We start from the raw sequence: 19,356 nt of genomic DNA, 5'->3' as shown, positions 1-19,356 counted from the left end.
TAGCTCGTTGACCGCTCAGTTGAAGAAGCGCTGGCCGTTCTTGGCCATCTCACGCAGCTTCGCGGTCGGGTGGTACAGCGGCCCCAGGTCGGCGTATTGATCGGCCAGGGCAACGAATTCGGCCACACCGATCGAGTCGATGTAGCGCAGCGCACCACCGCGGAAGGGAGGGAAACCAATGCCGTAGACCAGACCCATGTCGGCTTCGGCAGCGGTTTCGACGATGCCGTCTTCCAGGCAGCGCACGGTCTCCAGGCACAGCGGGACCATCATCCAGTTGATGATGTCTTCGTCGGTGACTTCACGCTGCTCGTAGACGATCGGCTTGAGCACGTCGAGCACGGTGGCGTCGGCGACCTTCTTCGGCTTGCCGCGCTTGTCGGTTTCGTAGGCGTAGAAGCCCTTGCCGTTCTTCTGCCCCAGGCGGTTGGCCTCGTACAATGCGTCAACGGCCGAGCGGCGCTCGTCCTTCATGCGGTCCGGGAACCCTTCGGCCATCACGTCGCGGCCGTGGTGGCCGGTGTCGATGCCGACCACGTCCATCAGGTACGCCGGGCCCATTGGCCAGCCGAACTTCTCCATGACCTTGTCGATACGCACGAAGTCGACACCGGCGCTTACCAGCTTGGCGAAGCCGCCGAAGTACGGGAACAGCACGCGGTTGACCAGGAAGCCCGGGCAGTCGTTGACCACGATCGGGTTCTTGCCCATTTTCTTGGCGTAGGCCACGGTGGTGGCAACCGCCACTTCACTGGACTTCTCGCCACGGATGACTTCCACCAGCGGCATCATGTGCACCGGGTTGAAGAAGTGCATGCCAACGAAGTTTTCCGGGCGCTTGAGCGCCTTGGCCAGCAGGTTGATGGAAATGGTCGAGGTGTTGGAAGCGAGGATCGCATCGTCCTTCACCTGGGCTTCCACTTCAGCCAGCACGGCCTGCTTGACTTTCGGGTTCTCGACCACGGCCTCGACGACGATGTCGACATTGGCGAAGTCACCATAGGACAGGGTCGGGCGAATGGCGTTGAGTGCCTCGGCCATCTTGGCCGGGGTCAGGCGGCCCTTCTCGACGCGGTTGCCGAGCAGCTTGGAGGCCTCGTTCAGGCCCAGCTGGATGGCTTCCTCGCGGATATCCTTCATCAGGATCGAGGTGCCCTTGACCGCCGATTGGTAGGCGATGCCGCCACCCATGATGCCGGCACCGAGCACGGCGGCCTGCTTCACGTCGTGGGCGATTTCGTCATGCGCCTTGGCCTTGCGCTTGAGTTCCTGGTCGTTGAGGAACAGGCCGATGAGGCTCTCGGCAACCGAGGTCTTGGCCAGCTTGGCGAAGCCTGCGGCTTCGACTTCCAGGGCCTTGTCACGGCCGAAGTTGGCAGCCTTCTGGATAGTCTTGATGGCTTCGACCGGGGCTGGGTAGTTCGGGCCGGCCTGGCCGGCGACGAAGCCCTTGGCAGTCTCGAAGGCCATCATCTGTTCGATGGCGTTGAGCTTGAGCTTTTCCAGCTTGGGCTGGCGCTTGGCCTTGTAGTCCAGCTCGCCACTGATGGCGCGCTTGACCAGGTCAAGGGCACCGGCCATCAGCAGCTCAGGCGCGACCACGGCGTCGACAGCCCCCACTTTCAGGGCGTCCTCGGCACGGTTTTCCTTGCCGGCGGCGATCCATTCGATGGCGTTGTCCGAACCGATCAGGCGCGGCAGGCGCACGGTGCCGCCAAAGCCCGGGTAGATACCCAGCTTGACTTCCGGCAGGCCGATCTTGGCGCTGGTGGACATGACCCGGTAGTCGGCGGCCAGGCACATTTCCAGGCCGCCGCCCAGGGCGATGCCGTTGATGGCGGCGACGGTCGGCACTTCGAGGTCTTCGAAGGCGTTGAAAATGCGGTTGGCTTCCAGGTTGCCGGCGACCAGTTCGGCCTCGGGCAGCTTGAAGTTGTCGACGAACTCGGTGATGTCGGCGCCGACTATGAACACGTCCTTGCCACTGCTGACGATCACGCCCTTGACCGAGGCGTCGGCCTGGATGGCATCGACGGCCTGGCGCAGTTCGTTCAGGGTCAGGCGGTTGAACTTGTTGACGGACTCACCCTTGAGGTCGAACTTGAGCTCGACGATGCCACTTTCAAGAGCCTTAACCGTGATGGCTTTACCTTCGTAAATCATCAACTGATCTCCACGATATGGAAGCTGAACTGTACACGCCGATCGCTGCGGCAAAAGCAGGCCTAGCTGCCCTGCCCCAGGCACACCCGTCAGCGCGCTAGTCGGAAGTATGGCTTGGCGTCATGACATACAAACGCTCAATTCATACGCCCGTTTGATTTGGGTGTGCACACATTCTCCGAAAAGATCGGCGTTGTCAAATGCTCGCGAGCAAGGTGAAAACACGACTTTCCGGTCATTTTGTAGCGTCCCGGTACAAAACATGATGACAGTGATTGCTGACCATTCATGTCGGCGATTGACCATGAACCGCAGAAGAATGCTGCAGCTTTTGCCTTGCGCGGCGGCCTCCAACGGCTACACTGGCACTTGCTTGAATGCATACCCGGCCTGCCTGGCCTTTTCTGCGCAGCAGAACGCAAAGCGGCGACTTGGCACCCCACCCCTTCAGGGTTCGGCCAAGCCGCCGCTTTGTCGTTATAGAGGCTTAAAAAGCACCGCATACCCCTGTAGGAGCGGCCTTGTGTCGCGATCAGGCTGCGCAGCAGCCCCGGGGATTTGAGAGAAAAGCAAAGATTGCCGGGGCTGCTGCGCAGCCCGATCGCGACACAAGGCCGCTCCTACAGGGCCCGTGCAAGACAGCTCTCAAGCCAGGGCTTCGAGGACGTGGGCAATATCCTGCAACACAGCCGTATCGCCCCGCTCGGTCCAGTACAACGCGATCATCCGGGCATCGGCCTCGACCTTGTAGACACTCGCCGGCAAGCGTGCCAAGGCCTCCATGAAGCGTGGGTCCTCGCAGGGTTCACGCCACTGGTTCCACCAAACCCCCGGGGTGATCTGCCAGAAGCAGAAGCTGTCCTCATGCCCGCGGCGACGCGCCCGGTGGTATTGCGGGCATGGGCTTGGCGGCTCCTTTTCCAGCCAGTGCGGCCACTGCTGCGGCGCCAGCTGCATGGCCAAACCCATGCGCCGAGCCTCCAGGCGCAGCTTCATCTGCTCGCTCTGCTTGCGCGATGTGCGCAGCCAGGAAAGCGGGCTGAGAATCAGCGCGAGGATTGACACCACCAGCAATACCGTCATATCAGTAGTTCCCATAAAACGTTGCAAATGAGCTGGTTAGCCATTTTTCACGGAAGACCCGCCCGAAAGCGACCATACTTCTTCTATCGCGATTGTCAGGAGTTCCGCTCATGTCCTACGAACATCTTCTGGTCGCCGTCGACCTGACCGAAGAATGCGACCCGGTGATCAAGCGCGCCATGGCGCTGGCCGCGCCGTCGAATGCCAAGGTTTCGCTGGTACACATCGTCGAGCCGATGGCCATGGCGTTCGGCGGCGACGTGCCGATGGACCTGTCGCAGCTGCAACAGCAGCAGTTCGACCAGGCCAAGGAACGCATGGACCGCCTGTTCAACAAATACCCGGACATCCACCGCGGCGACTCGCACCTGACCTATGGCCAGCCGCGCCAGGAAATCCACCAGTTGGCCAAGGACCAGAAGTGCGACCTGATCGTGGTTGGCAGCCATGGCCGGCATGGCCTGGCATTGCTGCTGGGCTCCACGGCCAATGACGTGCTGCATGGCGCGCCGTGCGATGTACTGGCGGTGCGATTGCAGAAGAAGGAATGATTCAACCTGTGCCGGCCCTTTCGCGGGTGAACCCGCTCCCACAGGTACTGCACCGCGCTCAACAGCGGTGCGGTCCTTGTGGGAGCGGGTTAACCCGCGAAGAGGCCGGGTCAGGCTAACGCCGATCAGCCTTCCAGCTCGGCCCAGCGCTCCACCAGCACATCCAGCTCACTCTGCAGCTTCTCGATCTTGGCCAGCACTGCCGAGGTTTCCGCAATCGGCCGCTGATAGAAGCCCGCCGCATTCACTTCTTCCTGGGCCTCGGCCATGCGCTGCTCCAGCTCGTCGATCTGCCCCGGCAGCATTTCCAGCTCACGTTGCAGCTTGTAGCTGAGCTTCTTCTTCGAACCATCGGCCACCACTGCAACCGGCGCAGGCGCCGGCTTGGCCTCTACCTTCTCCACCACCGCGCTGTTGAGCTCGGACTTGCCGCCCTTGCTCTCGGTCACGCCCAGCAGCTTCGGTGAGCCCCCTTGGCGAATCCAGTCCTCGTAACCACCGACGTATTCACGCACCTTGCCCTCGCCTTCGAACACCAGGGTGCTGGTGACGACGTTGTCGAGGAAGGCCCGGTCGTGGCTGACCATCAGCACGGTGCCCTTGTAGTTGGACAGCACCTCCTCGAGCAGCTCGAGGGTTTCCACGTCCAGGTCGTTGGTCGGCTCGTCAAGCACCAGCAGGTTGGCCGGCTTGCTGAACAGCTTGGCCAGCAACAGCCGTGCACGCTCGCCACCCGAGAGCGCCTTGACCGGCGTACGGGCACGCTGAGGGCTGAACAGGAAATCGCCCAGGTAGCTCAGCACATGGCGGTTCTGGCCGTCGATCTCGATGAAGTCCCGGCCTTCGGCCAGGTTGTCGATAACGGTCTTTTCCAGGTCGAGCTGGTGGCGCATCTGGTCGAAATAGGCCACTTCCAGCTTGGTGCCGCGCTCGACCTTGCCTGCGGTCGGCTCCAGGTCACCGAGCATCAGCTTTAGCAACGTGGTCTTGCCGGTACCATTCGCGCCCAGCAGGCCAATGCGGTCCTCACGCTGCAGGACCATGGAGAAGTCCTTGACCAGCACAGGCCCTTCCGGGTGATGGAAGCTGACGTTCTCCAGCACCATTACCTGCTTGCCGGACTTTTCCGCCGCCTCGATCTGGATGTTGGCCTTGCCCTGGCGCTCGCGGCGTTCGCTGCGCTCCACGCGCAGGGCCTTCAGCGCGCGTACGCGGCCTTCGTTGCGGGTACGGCGGGCCTTGATGCCCTGGCGAATCCATACCTCTTCCTGGGCCAGACGCTTGTCGAACAACGCGTTGGCGGTTTCCTCGGCGGCCAGCGCGGCCTCCTTGTGCACCAGGAAGCTGGCATAGTCGCCGTTCCAGTCGATCAGGCCGCCGCGGTCCAGTTCGAGGATGCGGGTGGCCAGGTTCTGCAGGAACGAACGGTCGTGGGTGATGAACAGTACCGCGCCATTGAAGCCGCGCAGGGCCTCTTCGAGCCAGGCGATGGCACCGATGTCCAGGTGGTTGGTCGGCTCGTCGAGCAGCAGCAGGTCGGGCTCCGAAACCAGCGCCTGGGCCAGCAGCACGCGGCGGCGCCAGCCACCGGACAGTTCGGCCAGGGTCTTGTCGGCCGGCAGCTGCAGGCGGCTGAGAGTGCTTTCCACCACCTGCTGCAGGCGCCAGCCGTCACGGGCTTCCAGCTCGTGCTGGACGTGCATGAGTTTTTCCAGGTCTTCATCACCCTGGATGTTCAGGCTCAGGTGATGGAACTGCGCCAGCAGATCGCCCACACCATCCAGGCCTGCGGCCACCACGTCGAACACCGTGCGCTCGTCGGCCACCGGCAGCTCCTGCGGCAGCTCGCCGATCTTCAGGCCCGGGGCACGCCAGATTTCGCCGTCGTCGCCCTTCTGCTCGCCCTTGACCAGGCGCAGCATGCTCGACTTGCCGGTGCCGTTGCGGCCGATGATGCACACCCGCTCGCCACGAGCGATCTGCCAGGACACTTTGTCCAGCAGCGGCATGGCGCCGAATGCGAGGGACACATCGCTGAATTTGAGCAGGGTCATGTTGGTCTCCATAAATCGGGCGCGCATTCTACCTGACTTGGCCCCCGACGGCATCCGCCTGGCCATCCGGCAAGGGCTTTGCGACATCTGGTCGAACTTAATATCCCGATACAAGCACAGTGCTTTCACCCGCCGCTGGCAAACAGCTAAGCTAAGGCAATAGCTTCCAACAGTGCTGGCTCCGCCGTCACTTCCCCATGGTTCAACTGCCCGGACGTATCATGCGCAGCCGCCTGTTACATATTGCATCCTGCCTGCTGCTCACCGCCGCCACCTGCGCGGCGCAGGCCGCCGATCTTACCCTGCAACGCCAGTACTATGACGAGGCCAAGCGCGCGCTGGCCAAAGGCGACAAAGGCCCCTATCTGCGCTATGCCCAGGCCCTCAGCGACTACCCGCTGACGCCCTACCTGGCCTACGACGAACTCACCGCCCGCCTGAAAACCGCGAGCAACCAGGAAATCGAAGGTTTCCTTGCCAAGCATGGCGACCTGCCCCAGGCCAACTGGATGAAACTACGCTGGTTGCGCTGGCTTGCCGAACGCGGCGAATGGAACACTTTCGTCAAGTACTACGACCCCAAGCTCAACTTCACCGAACTGGACTGCCTCAACGGCCAGTACCAGCTCAGCCACGGCCTGCGCGCCGAGGGTTTTGCCACGGCCGACAAACTGTGGAACGTCGGCAAGTCGCAGCCGGCTACCTGCGACACACTGTTCGGCATGTGGGCGGCCGAGGGCCAACTGACCGAGGCCAAGCGCTGGCAACGCACCAAGCTGGCGGCCCAGGCGCGCAATTACGGTCTGGCCAACAGCCTGGTCAAGACCCTGACCACCCTCGCGCCGCAGGGGCGCCTGCTGGTAGAGGTGGCGCAGAAACCCGAGCTGCTCAACCAGCCGTCGCGCTTCACCCCGGCCAACGAAGCCATGTCCGACGTGGTCAGCCTCGGCCTGCGCCGCCTTGCCCGACAGGACCCGGAGCGGGCCCTGGCGCTGCTCGACGACTACGCCCAGCGCATGCACTTTTCACGCGACGAGAAGGTGGCCATCGCCCGCGAAATCGGCCTGACGCTGGCGCGCCGCTACGACCCGCGCGCGCTCGACCTGATGACCCGTTACGACCCCGAGCTGCGTGACAACACCGTCAGCGAATGGCGCCTGCGCCTGCTACTGCGCCTGGGCCGCTGGGAAGACGCCTACGAGCTGACCCGCCGCCTGCCCCAGGACCTGGCCAACAGCAGCCGCTGGAAGTACTGGCAGGCGCGCAGCCTGGAGCTGGCGCAGCCGAACAACCCACAGATCCCGCTGCTGTACAAGACCGTGGCGCGCGAGCGTGACTTCTACGGTTTCCTCGCTGCCGACCGGGCACAAACCCCTTACCAGCTGAACAACAAGCCGCTGGTGCTCAGCCCACAGCTGGTCAACAAGGTCCGCAACACCCCGGGCATCCGCCGTGCCCTGGAGTTCCACGCCCGTGGCCAGATCGTCGAAGGTCGCCGCGAGTGGTACCACGTCAGCCGCCACTTCAGCCGCGACGAAATGGTCGCCCAGGCGCGCCTGGGCTACGACCTGCGCTGGTACTTCCCGGCCATTCGCACCATCAGCCAGGCGCAGTACTGGGACGACCTGGACATCCGCTTCCCGATGGCCCACCGCGACACCCTGGTGCGCGAGGCCAAGGTCCGCGGCCTGCATTCGAGCTGGGTCTTCGCCATTACCCGCCAGGAAAGTGCGTTCATGGAGGATGCCCGTTCCCCGGTCGGTGCCAGCGGCCTGATGCAGTTGATGCCGGCCACGGCCAAGGAAACCGCGCGCAAGTTCAGTATCCCGCTGGCATCACCGGCGCAGGTGCTCAACCCGGACAAGAACATCCAGCTGGGTGCGGCCTACCTGAGCCAGGTGCACAGCCAGTTCAACGGCAACCGGGTGCTCGCGTCGGCAGCCTACAACGCCGGGCCCGGGCGTGTGCGGCAGTGGCTCAAAGGCGCCAAGCACCTGAGCTTCGATGTGTGGGTGGAGTCGATCCCGTTCGACGAAACGCGCCAGTATGTGCAGAACGTACTGTCGTATTCGGTGATCTACGGGCAGAAGCTGAACTCGCCGCAGCCGCTGGTGGATTGGCATGAGCGGTATTTCGATGACATGTGATTGCTACTGAGCCTGTGCCGGCCTCTTCGCGGGTTTACTCGCGAAGAGGCCGGCACAGGCAACACAGCTACTCCAGGATTTCGACCTGCATCCCTACCTCCAACCACCCGCTGCCATCCACCGCCAGGTTCTGCCCGAACAGCACATCCCCCTCCTTCTCACGGAAGGTCCTGAGCGTGGCCATCGGCTCGCGGTCCTCGCTGCGCTCGCCGGTAACCGGGTCGATGGTGGTAAAGATGCAGCGCACACTGGGCTTGAGCACGCGAAACTCCAAGCTGCCGATACGAATCCGCTTCCAGCCATCTTCGGCAAACGGTTCAGCCCCCTGCACCACCAGGTTGGGTCGAAAGCGAAGCACCTCCATGGGCCGGCCGATACGGCGATCGAGTTCTTTCAGCGATCCCTGGTTGATCAGCAACAACGGGAAACCGTCGGGGAACGCCGCCCGGTCACTGTTGAAGCCATAGCCATTGGGCAGGTAACGCGCGCGCTGCTCCGGGCAATACACCAGGCGCACGGCCTTGCCCAGCAACTGGCTGAGCCAGGCCGCCGCCGCGTCGCCCGCATCCGGCACACGCAAGGTATCGCGCCAGATGGTCACGCCGCGCAGGGCGTCATCGGCAGGTGGCACAGGTACCCACAAGGGAGTTTGCCCAGGTGCTTCCAGCAGCAACTGGCCGCTGTCATCGTCGCTTGCCTTGATCTGGCCTAGATGAGGCCAGGCGCGCTGGGTAAGGAAGCGTCCATTTTCTTCCTCCACCACCATCCAGCGCCGGTCACCCTGCAACCCCAGCAACCCAACCGCTGAAGCCTGCAGGCGTTGCGCCTGCCCGGACTTCACCGGGTACCGATACAGCTCACTAAGAAACATCCCTGCCGCCTCGCGTCATGCCAAAACGCCAAGCTTATACCCCGCAGGGGGCGGGATCACGCGGTAGCGGCATCCAGCAACAGGCGTTGCTTGACCACGTCGACCAGGCGATCGGGCTGGAACTTGGACAGGAAGTTGTCGCAGCCCACCTTCTTCACCATGGATTCGTTGAAACTACCCGACAGCGAGGTGTGCAACACCACGTACAGCTGGCGCAAACGGGCATCGCCACGGATCTCGGTGGTCAACCGGTAGCCATCCATTTCCGGCATCTCGGCGTCGGTGAACACCATCAGCAGCTTCTCGCACACATCCTCACCAGCGTCGGCCCAGCCCTTGAGCATGCGCAGCGCCTTCAGGCCATCACTGGCCACGTGCAGCTTCACGCCCAGCTGGGACAGGGTGTCGCGCAATTGCGCCAGGGCCACGCTGGAATCGTCCACCAGCAGCACTTCGCGGCCGCGGGCCCGGGCCAGCACCGGGTCGGCGAGTTTGTCGCCGGAAACCCGGGCGTTGTAGGGCACGATCTCGGCCAGCACCTTCTCCACGTCGATCACTTCCACCAGCTTGTCATCGACCTTGGTGATGGCCGTCAGGTAATGCTGGCGCCCGGCGCTGGACGGCGGCGGCATGATCGCCTCCCAGTTCATGTTGACGATACGGTCGACACCGCCCACCAGGAAAGCCTGCACCGAGCGGTTGTATTCGGTGACGATGATGGTGCTGTCCGGCCCCGGCTGCAGCGGGCGCATGCCGATCGCCTGGGACAGGTCGATCACCGGCAGGGTCTGGCCGCGCAGGTTGACCACACCGCAGACGAAAGCGTGGCGCTGGGGCATCAGGGTCAACTTGGGCAGCTGCAGCACTTCCTGCACCTTGAACACGTTGATCGCGAACAACTGGCGGCCGGCCAGGCGAAACATCAGGATTTCCAGGCGGTTCTCACCCACCAGTTGCGTGCGTTGGTCTACCGTGTCGAGAATGCCAGCCATTGGAAAGCCCCCAGGCTTGAGTCGGAAAAAGTGAAATCATCCACCCTGTATCGGCGGCTTCACGCACACCTTGACCCTTGCGGGAAAATGCCGTGAAGGCAATTGATATCACTTTACCATCATGCTTTACTGCGGGAAGCGCGGGTGATTCAGCGGGACAGCAAAAGTTCCCCTCCTGAGGCCCTTATCAGGGAAACCCTTAGCTACAATCGGGTGCGACCTGATGTTCGCGATATCCTTTAGCCATTAATGTGACGCCATTCTCATTGCATGAATGGAGTCAGGCTTTTGCTAGCTATCGTTTTGGCGTGCCCGTCCCCTGTGCCAGCCCCACGCGCGGGGGCATCATGATGGACAGCGCCTTGTCGTTCGATAACGCCCTGCAGGGGTTCCTGCTGGATGCGCAGGTACTGCTGACCCAGGCCCAGGAATGCCTGCAGCATCTGGAACTGATCGACAACGACCCGGATGCTTGCCACTGCCTGGAAAATGCCCTCGACAACCTCGCTCGACAGGCCGCACATCTGGGCCTGCGCGAAGTCGCCCATTACACCACCGCCCTGCAGCAATTGCTGGCACCGGCCTGCCAGGTCGGTTGCCTGCAGCGCGAAGCCCTGCCCGCGGTAGGGGCCTGCCTGACCTTGCTGGCCTGGCAGCTGGAACTGGTAGACCCTTGCACCGGACGGCTTAACCTGGACATCGGCGAGCAGTTGGTGCTGCTGGGTGAACTGGCCAAGGCCTTGCAGCAAACGTTTGCACAACCTTGCACACCCTGCGACGAGCAAGGCAGCGTGTGCATTCACCCGCATTCCGAGACGGCAGGCAGCACGCACTCCGGCCGCTCATCTGCCACCTATTGAACTGGCGCAAAATGCAGCCGGGCACGTTTATTCAGGCCCATCCTGGCCGAACCTGGAACATTCTCGAGGTTTTTCAGGTTGCGGGGTGCCAAGTTGAATCAACAGCGCACAAGTTCGATGGCAAGTGCATATTGCGCGATCAAGCAAAGCGGCACTTTGCCACCCTCCCGCACCCGCCCCGTCGGCGTTTCATGGCGTTAGCCGACCGCGACCGATGCACTGCGAAGTGGTAATATGCGCCCCCACAAACGCTTGCGGCCTGCAGCAAGGTCGCAAGATCACGTGTTTGAAAGAAAACGGCAAGTACTGCTCCAAAGCCTCTGACATGGATTGTGCAAGGCCTCCATCAGCAATACTTCAGTGGCTTCCCTACCTATGCTTCCACGCTTGAAGACTTCTTTGCTGTGCTGCTCCCGTACTACCCTGCTGCGCTGGGCGACTGTCGGGCTGTGCATTGCCTCGCTGGTCGCCAACCTGTTGCTGTACCTGGCCGATCAGGTGATTCCGGCCAGCCTGCTGGTGCTGCAACTGGCCGCCACACTGGGCGCTACCGTGCACCTGGCCCTTGGTGCCAAGTCGATCAGCCTGCGCCCGGCGGAACTGGCCGAGCGCATGCTCAAAGTCCAGGAAGGCGAGCGCCAGCACCTGAGCCGGGAACTGCACGACGACATCGGCCAGTTGCTCACCGCCGCCAAGCTGCAGCTGCAGTGGCTGCAGAAGCGCATGCCCGACGAGCTGCAAGGCCACTGCGACGCGCTGCGCAGCACGCTGGATGACACCTTGGGCAACGTGCGCGATGTCTCCGCCCTGCTCAACCCGCGGCAGTTGGCCAGCCTGGGCCTGGAAGCCAGCCTGCGCGCACACCTGGTGCGCACCCTGGGCAACAGCGGCGTTCACTGGAGCCTGGCATGCAACCAGCGCTTGGGGGGCATCGACGAGGCCGTGGCCATGGCGGTGTTCCGCATTACCCAGGAAGCCGTGACCAACATGCTGCGCCACGCCCAGGCACGCAATCTGGTCATCCGCCTGCAGCGCACCCCCGAGGGGTTGGCGCTGTCAATCCAAGACGATGGCCGCGGCTTCGTGCCCGCCAGGCAACCGGCCGAAGCAGGCCAGCGGGGCTTGGCCGGTATGCAGGAGCGGGTAACCGCGTTGCAGGGCAGCCTGGACATCACCAGCCAGCTCGGCCTGGGCACGCACATCGAGGCGATGTTCCCATGGCCACCGCGCACCCAGCAACGCGCCAGGAGCACTGCAACCCATGACCTGTAGACTGCTGCTGGTAGACGACCACTCGCTGATTCGCGCTGGTGTGCGCGCACTGGTGTGCGACATCCCCGGCTATGACGTGATCGGTGAAGCCGACGACGGCAGCCAGTTGCTCGAACAGGTGCGCACGCTGGCGCCGGACATCGTCTTGCTGGACATCTCCATGCGCTCGACCAGCGGCCTGGACGCCCTCACCCAACTGCGCGCCAGCGGCAGCACCTGCAAGGTGTTGATCCTGTCGATGCACACCGACCCGGACCTGATCATGCGGGCACTGGAGAGTGGCGCCCACGGCTACCTGCTCAAGGACACCAGCGCCACCGAGCTGGAACAGGCCCTGACCGCGGTGCGCAACGGCGAGCGCTACCTCAGCCCAGCCGTCGCCCATACGGTCATCAACCAGGCGCTGCAGCACACCAGGCAGGGCAAGCTACCAGCTGGCGAGCGGCATAATCTCACGGCGCGACAGCTGGAGATCCTGCGCCTGATCGTGCGTGGCAAGTCCACCCGGGAAATCGCCACCGGCCTGGGCCTGTCGATCAAGACAGTGGAAACCCACCGCTCGCAAGTCATGAAACGCCTGCAAATCCATGACGTGGCCGGCCTGGTGCTGTTCGCCGTGCGCGAGAAAATCATCAGCCTGGACGACTGAGCAACGGAGACCCCTCCGGCAGGTGTAGCCGCAGTGCAGCGGGCTTGGCCTGGAAGCGTAACTTTTCGGCCTGCACTGGCTCGCCATCAAGATTGATGTCCAGCCCCTGCGAGCACTTGATCTCCACCCAGGGCAACCTGGCCCTGACGAACAGACCGTTACCGGCCAACAGCTCACGCAACGTCCCGACCATCTCCTGAGGTGCCGGCAGGATGGCGATATCGAGCAAGCCGTCGTTCACCAGGGCCTCGGGGCACAGCACTTGCCCACCCCCGGCCTGGCGGCCATTGCCGATCCCCAGCGCCAGCAGGTCACCCTGCCAGTCGAAGCCTGGCCCTTGCAGCTCTACCGAGGCGGCCTGCAGTTCGCTAAAGCGCGACAACCCGGTGAACAGGTAGGCGGCCGCGCCCAGTACTTTCTTCAGGTCTTCGGAGGTATTGGCCGTGACCTGGCTGCCAAAACCGCCCGTGGCCATGTTGAGGAACAGCTGGTCGCCGGCCTGGCCCAGGTCTATCGGCCGTGCGGGTATGTTCAGCAAGGCCAGGGCCGTGGCAGGCTCCAGGGGTATGCCGGCGGCCTTGGCAAAATCGTTGGCCGTGCCCAGCGGCAACAACGCCAGGCTGGCCTTGGTACCTGCCAGCCCCATGGCCTCGGCGACATCACGCAGCGTGCCATCCCCGCCTCCGGCGACGATGTGGTCGTAGCCGGCGGCCAGCGCCTCGGTGACCAGGCGCTGGGCGTCACCGGCCTCCCAGGTAACCCGCACATCCAGGACCCAGCCGCTGTCGCGCAGGTCATGCACGGCGCTGCGCAAGTCTTCGTTCATCGCCTGCTTGCCATGCAGGATCAGCATTGCCTTGCCCGCTCGCATGTTGTGCGCCTCCGTGAAGTGATCAACCCAGATCTCGACCCTTTGCAGTCGCGGATCGTTGCATGCGCCCGAAAAAATAGCAGGCCGCTCCCCAGTGCCTGTCAGTTAAGCAATTCGGGGCTGCTTTGCAGCCCCAGTAAAGCCTGTAGAAACCTTAACTGACTGGCATTAGGCCGCTCCCAGTATTTAATTGCGTAGGCCTGTCTTTTCCCACACGCCTGGCAATGCACGGCTATGCTCAGCAGATACACTTTATTGCCACGGACGCGCCCCCGGCAGTGGTTCTACCACTGCTGCCCATGGGCGCGTCTTGCTATCCGCAGCCTTTAGCGAGGATTCCGGGTCATGCGCATTCTCTGGACACTGCCGTACCTGCCCTGGCCAACCACCAGCGGCAGCAAGACCCGGCAATACCACCTGATACGCGCACTGGCACAGCGGGGCCACCGGATTACCCTGCTGGTGCAATCGAAGATCCCCCTTGACGATGCCGCCCGCGAGGCCCTGGAGCCGCTGCTCGAGCGCCTGATCGTGCTGCCCCGACGGCCCCTGCACAGCCCGCTCAACCTGCTGGCCTCGCCGATTATCGCTTACCCCATGCGCGCAATTATCAATGGTCTGGCCCCTTGCCTGCGGCACCGCTTCGAGCAATTGCTGGACGAGCCCTGGGACGTGATCCAGATCGAGCACAGCTACAGTTTCCAGCCCTTCGAAAAAGCCCTGCAGGCACGCGGGCTGCCGTACATGCTTAGCGAGCACACCCTGGAATCAGTGATGGGGGGCGCCAACCACGATCGCCTGCCGCTATGGTTACGCCCGCTCAACGCCTTCGACCGCTGGCGTTATCGACGCTGGGAACAGCGGGTATTGCACCAACCCACCGAACTGGTGGCAGTCAGCGCCCACGATGCCGAATTGATCGCACAGATCAGCGGGCGCCCGGTGAACGTGGTGGTCAATGGCGTGGACTGTGATTTCTACCAGCATGTGCAACCCGCGCTGCACAGCCAGCGCCTGCTGTTCGTTGGCAACTTCGAGTATGGTGCCAACCTGGAGGCCATCGAATGGGCGCTGGAAGACATCATGCCGCAGGTCTGGATGAGCAACCCGGCGGTGCGCCTGGCGATTGCCGGGCATGCCATGCCGGCCAGCTGGAAACTGCACTGGAACGACCCGCGCATCGAATGGTTCGGCTACCGTCCCGACCTGCGTGAACTGCAGCGGCGCTCGGCACTGTTCTTCGCACCACTGCGCTATGCCGGTGGCTCCAAGGTAAAAATCCTCGAAGCGATGGCCGCCGGCTTGCCGGTAATCACCACCGGCAAGGGCGTTTCAGGCCTGGCCGCGAACAACGGTGAGCACTACCTGGGCAGTGAGGATGGCGACCAGTTGGCGCTGCTGATCACCCAGTTGCTCAACCAGCCCTGGCGCATGAGCCAGTTGAGCGACGCCGGGCGCCAGTTTGCCCGCCAGCGCCACGACTGGAGCGTGGCCGCCCAGCAACTGGAGAACGTGCACATGCGCCTGGCCCTGGCGGCACCGGTCGAGGCCGCGCCGCTGGCCAGTGCCTGGCTGGGCCGCTCAGCCAAGTAGTTCGCTGAAGGGAATGAAGGGCACGCTGTCACCCTGCTTCGGTGTACTGCCTTCACGCACTTCTACCAACCCCTCGGCCCAGGCCGCACTGCGCAGTACGCCCGAACTCTGGTTCTTGTAGATGCGCACTTGGCCTTGCTCGATGCGGGCACGCAGGTACTCGCGGCGCGTGCCGGCCTTGGGCCAGTCAAAGCCGGCCGGCATGTCGAAGCGCAACGGCGTAACATCGGTCACGCCCTGACGCCGCAACAAGTAAGGCCGGGTGAGCAGGCCGAAGGTGACCAGGGTCGAGGCCGGGTTACCCGGCAGGCCGATTACCGGCACGCCCTGGAAGTGGCCGAAGGTCAGCGGCTTGCCCGGCTTGATCGCCAGCTTCCACAAGGCCAGCTCGCCGGCTTCGCGCAGGGCGGCACCGAGGTAGTCGGCCTCACCCACCGAGACACCGCCGGTTGACAGGATCAGGTCGACATCGCCCAGTTCGACCAGGCAGGTGCGGGTGCGTGCCAGGTCATCCGGCAGGATGCCCGCATCGACCACCTCGCAGCCCAGCCGCTGCAACCAGCTGACCAGCAGTCGGCGGTTACTGTTATAGATCTGCCCCGGCCCCAGCGGCAGGCCAGGTTCGACCAGTTCGTCACCGGTGGACAACACCGCCACCCGTACCTTGCGCACCACATCCAGCCGGCCGTGGCCCAAGGTCGCGGCCAGGCCCAGCTCGATCGGCCCCAGCCGGGTGCCGGCGCTCATCACCTGTTCGCCCTTGCGGGTTTCCTGGCCCTGGGGACGAATGTTCTGCCCGGTCTTCAGCGCTTCGAGAAAGCGTACCCGCCCATCCTCCGCCACTTCGGTGTTTTCCTGCATCTCGACGCAGTCGGCACCTTCGGGCAGCGGTGCCCCGGTGAAGATGCGTGCGCAGGTACCCGGCTGCAGCGGCTGCGGTGGATGGCCGGCGAAAATCCGCTGGCTGACCGGCAGTGGTTCGCCCTGCCAGTCGGCCAGGCGCAGGGCGTAACCGTCCATGGCGCTGTTCGGCCAAGGCGGCAGGTCGAGCGAGGCCACCAGGTGGGTGGCCAGCACACGGCCTTCGGCCTCGGCCAGTGGCAGGTTCTCGGTGTCACGGATAGGTGCCGCTTCGGCCAATGCCAGCAGCTGCTCCAAGGCCTGCTCTACCGGCATCAGCGGCCGGGCCTGGGTAACCTCAGCCACGGCTGTCGCAGGCCGCTGCCTGCTTCAGGTGCGGCACGAAGTTGCACGGGCGATGGCGGGCATCCAGCTGCTCGGCGAGGATACCGTCCCAACCGGTGCGCACCGCGTTGGTCGAACCCGGCAGGCAGCACACCAGGGTGCCGTTGGCCAGCCCGGCCAGGGCGCGGGACTGCACGGTGGAGGTGCCGATGTCGGCCACGGAAATCTGCCGGAACAGCTCACCAAAACCTTCTACCTGCTTGTCCAGCAGGCAGGCCACGGCCTCGGGCGTGCTGTCGCGGCCAGTAAAGCCGGTGCCGCCGGTGATCAGCACTACCTGCACGCTGTCATCGGCAATCCAGGTGGCGACCTGGGCGCGAATCTTGTACAAGTCGTCTTTGAGCAGCACGCGCTCGGCCAGGCGATGGCCAGCCGCGCTCAGGCGGTCGACGAACATCTGGCCGGAGGTATCGGTGTCGAAGGTGCGGGTGTCGCTGACTGTGAGCACGGCGATGTTCAGCGGCACGAAGGGGGTATCTGCCTTGGCTTTCATGGGGGTCCGTCACAAGAAGATGGGATGGCCGCAGTTATAACACAGCACGCGCCCATCACAGCTTGACGCCCGTGGCCCTTGTCCTCGATCAATGCCACAGGTTTGCCGCTATGCTGCACTGTAGACGGAACTTGCGTGGACGCCCTGCGTCTTAATGTCATCTAGCACCATCGCACTGGAGAAACACGATGATTCAACGGACCCTACCCGCCTTCCTGCTCGCCCTGGGCCTGGGCGCCCTCGCTGGCTGCGCATCGCCAACCGTCATTACCCTGAACGACGGTCGCGAAATTCAGGCCACCGACACACCGAAGTACGATGAAGACTCGGGCTTCTACGAATTCGAGCAGCTGGACGGCAAGCGCACGCGCCTGAACAAGGACCAGATCCGCACCGTCAAAGAGCTCTGATCGCAGCCTGTTTTTTGCAAAGGCCCTTTTAACAACAAGGGCTTGCGTGCAAAAAAAGTATGCAGTAGGATTTCCTTCATCGGAGTGTAGCGCAGCCAGGTAGCGCGTCTCGTTCGGGACGAGAAGGCCGCAGGTTCGAATCCTGTCTCTCCGACCAAATCCTCGTCAAAAAGCCCGCCTTGTGCGGGCTTTTTCGTTCTCTAGCCCAGGGCTGTGCAACCCCCTCGGGGAGTTGAGCGACGCCGTACAGGCGCAGCTGGGGCCCATGCTGACACCAGTTAGTGCCAAGGCAGTCATGCCACCTACCAGCATCGGCACGCCTATCCGCCTGGGCGACTACGGCTTGCCGGACGATCAAGCCACGCTTGTGGCAGGGCTCTGCCGCCGAACAACCGGGAGGTTCGGCGCCGCGCAAGCTTTCACCTAGTGAACGATGTCGGGCAATTATGAGCAGGCGCGGGCGCGATCTGCTGTGATAAGGCTGTTATGTTTTACTCACCGTCCTGGCTCTCTACCTGCACTGCTTCTTCGTGGCCGCAGTCATTACAAAGCATGATGACAATTGAATCATCCTCGGTTGCTTGCAAGCTGAAATCCATGCTTTTGCATTCCGGGCATTTGGGCTCTGCATCAAAGCCCAAGTGTTTCAGGTAAAGGTTTTGGAAGATAGAAACGATTGAGCATGTAAATAGCAGGCAAATTTTGGCGTCTGGAATATTTTTGTTTGGCGAGTGAACAATTTCAGACGAATAGTCCCAAGCCATTTCTGCCATGCTGCGGCTATGCTTTCGCAGATTGCTGTTACTTTTCCCTTCTGCGTATATTGAAATTACTGCTTTTGCTATGCCTTTAAAATCTGCGGCTTTGAGATTATTCTCTTCCAAGATGGTTGGATTAGCGCTTACTAGCGCTTTAGCCAGCTCAATCAAGCTTTCTCTGCATGTCAATCCGATACTTTGAATGTCTTCCACGCCAGCAACATCGTTCAGGGCCTGCGCTGCTAGGTTTAATCTTCGACTGATTGATTTTATTTCGTCAATGTCTAATGGCAATTCATCAATTATATGTTTGAACTCACTATGGTGACGTGCTTGTAGTCTTTGGGTTATACCCATATGAAAAGAATAAGCCTCATCAGCGGAAAAATAAAAAGCGTCCTGAGGATAGAGATTCATGGGGGCACCTTCCCCTTCCACAACCCACCAGTTTCCGCCTTCTGCTTTCACGTTCCAAACGTGAATTTCCACGCCCAAGTCGCTGAATGTTTGCTCAACCTGCATATATTTAATATTTTTGACGTCATATTTTGACAGGTAGGATGTGATCTGCTTTTCTACTGCGATTCTATATTCTGGGGTCATTTTCAGGCCGTGACTATCATTAGGCGGCATGCCATGCCGTGTTTTTGTCGCGAGGAATAGCGAAAGCTACCTAATTTTCCGTTTGGCTGTCCATCGTCGGTGCGACCTCCTTTAGCTCTTCCTTTGCGAACAGGTCCAACTGCTCAGGCGCAGGGCCGGGCGGCAGGTCGAAAAGGTTAGGCTCTTGGTCGTCGGGAAGGGGAATGGGGATAATGGTGCGCATGGCGGGGCACTCCACACTTAGCAGGTATTTCGAAAGCGCCCCTGCAAATGGGAAATCGGCGCGAATTTCAGTTTAGCATCGGTGCCAGCTGCTGCTGGACCGGTACAGCTCGTTACTCAGCCTGAATACGTGCCCATTCGCTGGCATATTGCTCGGCTTCGTTAACGCAGTCTTCGCACAGCGCGGCGTCGTAGTAAGCCTCATTGTTCAAGGCTTCAACCAAAGCCTTTCCTTCAAGCGTGACTGCACACTCATTATGGTATCCGCCCGGATTTTCTACGCCGTCGCACGGGCGAGACAGGAAAGGCTGTACCACCTTTTGTTGGAGGGCAGACAATTGCTCGTAACCCTTGTCTACCGCCAGCTGGGCGATACCTCGGACCTTTTGGTCCTCGTCATCCAAGCTGCCATTTTTGATAAGAACTTCTAACACTTGCTGCTCAACGCTCATGTGAATCTCCATGAAAACCCGAAGCACCTGCCTCAGCAGTAGGAGCCGAACCATACCACTGCGTCGC

At 62.2% G+C, this 19,356-nt stretch carries 18 protein-coding genes and 1 tRNA gene; 8 read left to right on the top strand and 11 right to left on the bottom strand.

The features are described from left to right. Nucleotides 1-15: 15 nt before the first annotated feature. Both fadB and ACK56M_RS08845 read right to left on the bottom strand, forming a co-directional pair. Complete coding sequence (gene fadB, locus ACK56M_RS08850; protein WP_411959366.1) at nt 16-2,163, bottom strand: fatty acid oxidation complex subunit alpha FadB; 2,148 nt, start codon at nt 2,161-2,163, stop codon at nt 16-18. Between the two features lie 645 nt (nt 2,164-2,808). Further along, complete coding sequence (locus tag ACK56M_RS08845) at nt 2,809-3,246, bottom strand: hypothetical protein (RefSeq protein WP_015269528.1); 438 nt, start codon at nt 3,244-3,246, stop codon at nt 2,809-2,811. Nucleotides 3,247-3,356: 110 nt separating this feature from the next. Between ACK56M_RS08845 and ACK56M_RS08840 the strand changes: the two genes are divergently transcribed. Next, nucleotides 3,357-3,797, top strand: coding sequence for a universal stress protein (locus ACK56M_RS08840; RefSeq protein WP_013971709.1), 441 nt, complete (start codon nt 3,357-3,359; stop codon nt 3,795-3,797). A 125-nt stretch (nt 3,798-3,922) separates the two neighbouring features. Here ACK56M_RS08840 and ACK56M_RS08835 read toward each other — a convergent pair whose 3' ends face one another. Next, nucleotides 3,923-5,851 (bottom strand): ATP-binding cassette domain-containing protein, encoded by a 1,929-nt coding sequence (locus ACK56M_RS08835; RefSeq protein WP_096010220.1) that lies wholly within the window; start codon nt 5,849-5,851, stop codon nt 3,923-3,925. 221 nt (nt 5,852-6,072) lie between these two features. Here ACK56M_RS08835 and ACK56M_RS08830 point away from each other — a divergent pair, with 221 nt between their 5' ends. Beyond that, complete coding sequence (locus tag ACK56M_RS08830; protein WP_411959365.1) at nt 6,073-7,998, top strand: transglycosylase SLT domain-containing protein; 1,926 nt, start codon at nt 6,073-6,075, stop codon at nt 7,996-7,998. 67 nt (nt 7,999-8,065) lie between these two features. Here ACK56M_RS08830 and ACK56M_RS08825 read toward each other — a convergent pair whose 3' ends face one another. Together ACK56M_RS08825 and ACK56M_RS08820 are read right to left on the bottom strand one after the other, a co-directional pair. Beyond that, the gene (locus ACK56M_RS08825) at nt 8,066-8,869 is read right to left on the bottom strand and encodes an MOSC domain-containing protein (protein WP_061302841.1); all 804 of its coding nucleotides are present in this window, start codon (nt 8,867-8,869) and stop codon (nt 8,066-8,068) included. A 56-nt stretch (nt 8,870-8,925) separates the two neighbouring features. Then, on the bottom strand, nt 8,926-9,861 hold the full coding sequence (locus ACK56M_RS08820; RefSeq protein WP_015269524.1) for a chemotaxis protein CheV: 936 nt from the start codon (nt 9,859-9,861) through the stop codon (nt 8,926-8,928). A gap of 350 nt (nt 9,862-10,211) precedes the next feature. On the opposite strand from ACK56M_RS08820, the gene ACK56M_RS08815 reads away from it, so the two are divergent. From ACK56M_RS08815 to ACK56M_RS08805, 3 genes are all read left to right on the top strand, one after another. Next, nucleotides 10,212-10,721, top strand: coding sequence for a hypothetical protein (locus ACK56M_RS08815; protein ID WP_015269523.1), 510 nt, complete (start codon nt 10,212-10,214; stop codon nt 10,719-10,721). A gap of 375 nt (nt 10,722-11,096) precedes the next feature. Further along, nucleotides 11,097-11,993, top strand: coding sequence for a sensor histidine kinase (locus ACK56M_RS08810; protein WP_043935470.1), 897 nt, complete (start codon nt 11,097-11,099; stop codon nt 11,991-11,993). Next, nucleotides 11,983-12,642 carry a response regulator gene (locus ACK56M_RS08805; RefSeq protein WP_015269521.1) on the top strand — a complete coding sequence of 220 codons (660 nt, stop codon included), beginning with the start codon at nt 11,983-11,985 and terminating at the stop codon, nt 12,640-12,642. Before ACK56M_RS08810 ends, ACK56M_RS08805 begins: the two co-directional genes overlap by 11 nt. Here ACK56M_RS08805 and yegS read toward each other — a convergent pair. After that, the gene (gene yegS, locus ACK56M_RS08800; RefSeq protein ID WP_015269520.1) at nt 12,626-13,513 is read right to left on the bottom strand and encodes a lipid kinase YegS; all 888 of its coding nucleotides are present in this window, start codon (nt 13,511-13,513) and stop codon (nt 12,626-12,628) included. The two genes, ACK56M_RS08805 and yegS, sit on opposite strands and share 17 nt — an antisense overlap. Nucleotides 13,514-13,858: 345 nt before the next feature. On the opposite strand from yegS, the gene ACK56M_RS08795 reads away from it, so the two are divergent. Beyond that, nucleotides 13,859-15,106, top strand: a complete 1,248-nt coding sequence (locus ACK56M_RS08795; protein ID WP_015269519.1) for a glycosyltransferase family 4 protein — start codon at nt 13,859-13,861, stop codon at nt 15,104-15,106. On the opposite strand, the gene glp is transcribed toward ACK56M_RS08795, so the two are convergent. Then, nucleotides 15,095-16,282 carry a gephyrin-like molybdotransferase Glp gene (gene glp, locus ACK56M_RS08790; RefSeq protein WP_085721163.1) on the bottom strand — a complete coding sequence of 396 codons (1,188 nt, stop codon included), beginning with the start codon at nt 16,280-16,282 and terminating at the stop codon, nt 15,095-15,097. The two genes, ACK56M_RS08795 and glp, sit on opposite strands and share 12 nt — an antisense overlap. A 22-nt stretch (nt 16,283-16,304) precedes the next feature. Next, nucleotides 16,305-16,844, bottom strand: coding sequence for a molybdenum cofactor biosynthesis protein B (gene moaB, locus ACK56M_RS08785; protein ID WP_013971698.1), 540 nt, complete (start codon nt 16,842-16,844; stop codon nt 16,305-16,307). A gap of 188 nt (nt 16,845-17,032) precedes the next feature. Between moaB and ACK56M_RS08780 the strand changes: the two genes are divergently transcribed. Next, the gene (locus ACK56M_RS08780) at nt 17,033-17,254 is read left to right on the top strand and encodes a YgdI/YgdR family lipoprotein (RefSeq protein ID WP_013971697.1); all 222 of its coding nucleotides are present in this window, start codon (nt 17,033-17,035) and stop codon (nt 17,252-17,254) included. 80 nt (nt 17,255-17,334) lie between these two features. After that, nucleotides 17,335-17,411, top strand: a tRNA-Pro gene (locus ACK56M_RS08775). 334 nt (nt 17,412-17,745) lie between these two features. Here ACK56M_RS08775 and ACK56M_RS08770 read toward each other — a convergent pair. From ACK56M_RS08770 to ACK56M_RS08760, 3 genes are all read right to left on the bottom strand, one after another. After that, nucleotides 17,746-18,615, bottom strand: a complete 870-nt coding sequence (locus ACK56M_RS08770; protein WP_411959364.1) for a hypothetical protein — start codon at nt 18,613-18,615, stop codon at nt 17,746-17,748. A 70-nt stretch (nt 18,616-18,685) separates the two neighbouring features. Then, nucleotides 18,686-18,838 (bottom strand): hypothetical protein, encoded by a 153-nt coding sequence (locus ACK56M_RS08765; RefSeq protein ID WP_217190930.1) that lies wholly within the window; start codon nt 18,836-18,838, stop codon nt 18,686-18,688. Nucleotides 18,839-18,950: 112 nt separating this feature from the next. Next, nucleotides 18,951-19,289 (bottom strand): hypothetical protein, encoded by a 339-nt coding sequence (locus tag ACK56M_RS08760; protein ID WP_217190929.1) that lies wholly within the window; start codon nt 19,287-19,289, stop codon nt 18,951-18,953. Nucleotides 19,290-19,356 lie beyond the last annotated feature (67 nt).

The organism is Pseudomonas sp. s4 (genome assembly GCF_046764235.1).
Lineage (GTDB): Bacteria > Pseudomonadota > Gammaproteobacteria > Pseudomonadales > Pseudomonadaceae > Aquipseudomonas > Aquipseudomonas asiatica.
Note: the sequence above shows the minus strand (reverse complement) of the source record. Positions and strands in the feature narration are given on the sequence as shown.

Coding starts and splice junctions, on each gene's coding strand:
- fadB (WP_411959366.1), bottom strand. CDS start 2,163: ATGATTTACGAAGGTAAAGCCATCACGGTTAAGGCTCTTGAAAGTGGC.
- ACK56M_RS08845 (WP_015269528.1), bottom strand. CDS start 3,246: ATGACGGTATTGCTGGTGGTGTCAATCCTCGCGCTGATTCTCAGCCCG.
- ACK56M_RS08840 (WP_013971709.1), top strand. CDS start 3,357: ATGTCCTACGAACATCTTCTGGTCGCCGTCGACCTGACCGAAGAATGC.
- ACK56M_RS08835 (WP_096010220.1), bottom strand. CDS start 5,851: ATGACCCTGCTCAAATTCAGCGATGTGTCCCTCGCATTCGGCGCCATG.
- ACK56M_RS08830 (WP_411959365.1), top strand. CDS start 6,073: ATGCGCAGCCGCCTGTTACATATTGCATCCTGCCTGCTGCTCACCGCC.
- ACK56M_RS08825 (WP_061302841.1), bottom strand. CDS start 8,869: ATGTTTCTTAGTGAGCTGTATCGGTACCCGGTGAAGTCCGGGCAGGCG.
- ACK56M_RS08820 (WP_015269524.1), bottom strand. CDS start 9,861: ATGGCTGGCATTCTCGACACGGTAGACCAACGCACGCAACTGGTGGGT.
- ACK56M_RS08815 (WP_015269523.1), top strand. CDS start 10,212: ATGGACAGCGCCTTGTCGTTCGATAACGCCCTGCAGGGGTTCCTGCTG.
- ACK56M_RS08810 (WP_043935470.1), top strand. CDS start 11,097: ATGCTTCCACGCTTGAAGACTTCTTTGCTGTGCTGCTCCCGTACTACC.
- ACK56M_RS08805 (WP_015269521.1), top strand. CDS start 11,983: ATGACCTGTAGACTGCTGCTGGTAGACGACCACTCGCTGATTCGCGCT.
- yegS (WP_015269520.1), bottom strand. CDS start 13,513: ATGCGAGCGGGCAAGGCAATGCTGATCCTGCATGGCAAGCAGGCGATG.
- ACK56M_RS08795 (WP_015269519.1), top strand. CDS start 13,859: ATGCGCATTCTCTGGACACTGCCGTACCTGCCCTGGCCAACCACCAGC.
- glp (WP_085721163.1), bottom strand. CDS start 16,282: ATGCCGGTAGAGCAGGCCTTGGAGCAGCTGCTGGCATTGGCCGAAGCG.
- moaB (WP_013971698.1), bottom strand. CDS start 16,844: ATGAAAGCCAAGGCAGATACCCCCTTCGTGCCGCTGAACATCGCCGTG.
- ACK56M_RS08780 (WP_013971697.1), top strand. CDS start 17,033: ATGATTCAACGGACCCTACCCGCCTTCCTGCTCGCCCTGGGCCTGGGC.
- ACK56M_RS08770 (WP_411959364.1), bottom strand. CDS start 18,615: ATGACCCCAGAATATAGAATCGCAGTAGAAAAGCAGATCACATCCTAC.
- ACK56M_RS08765 (WP_217190930.1), bottom strand. CDS start 18,838: ATGCGCACCATTATCCCCATTCCCCTTCCCGACGACCAAGAGCCTAAC.
- ACK56M_RS08760 (WP_217190929.1), bottom strand. CDS start 19,289: ATGAGCGTTGAGCAGCAAGTGTTAGAAGTTCTTATCAAAAATGGCAGC.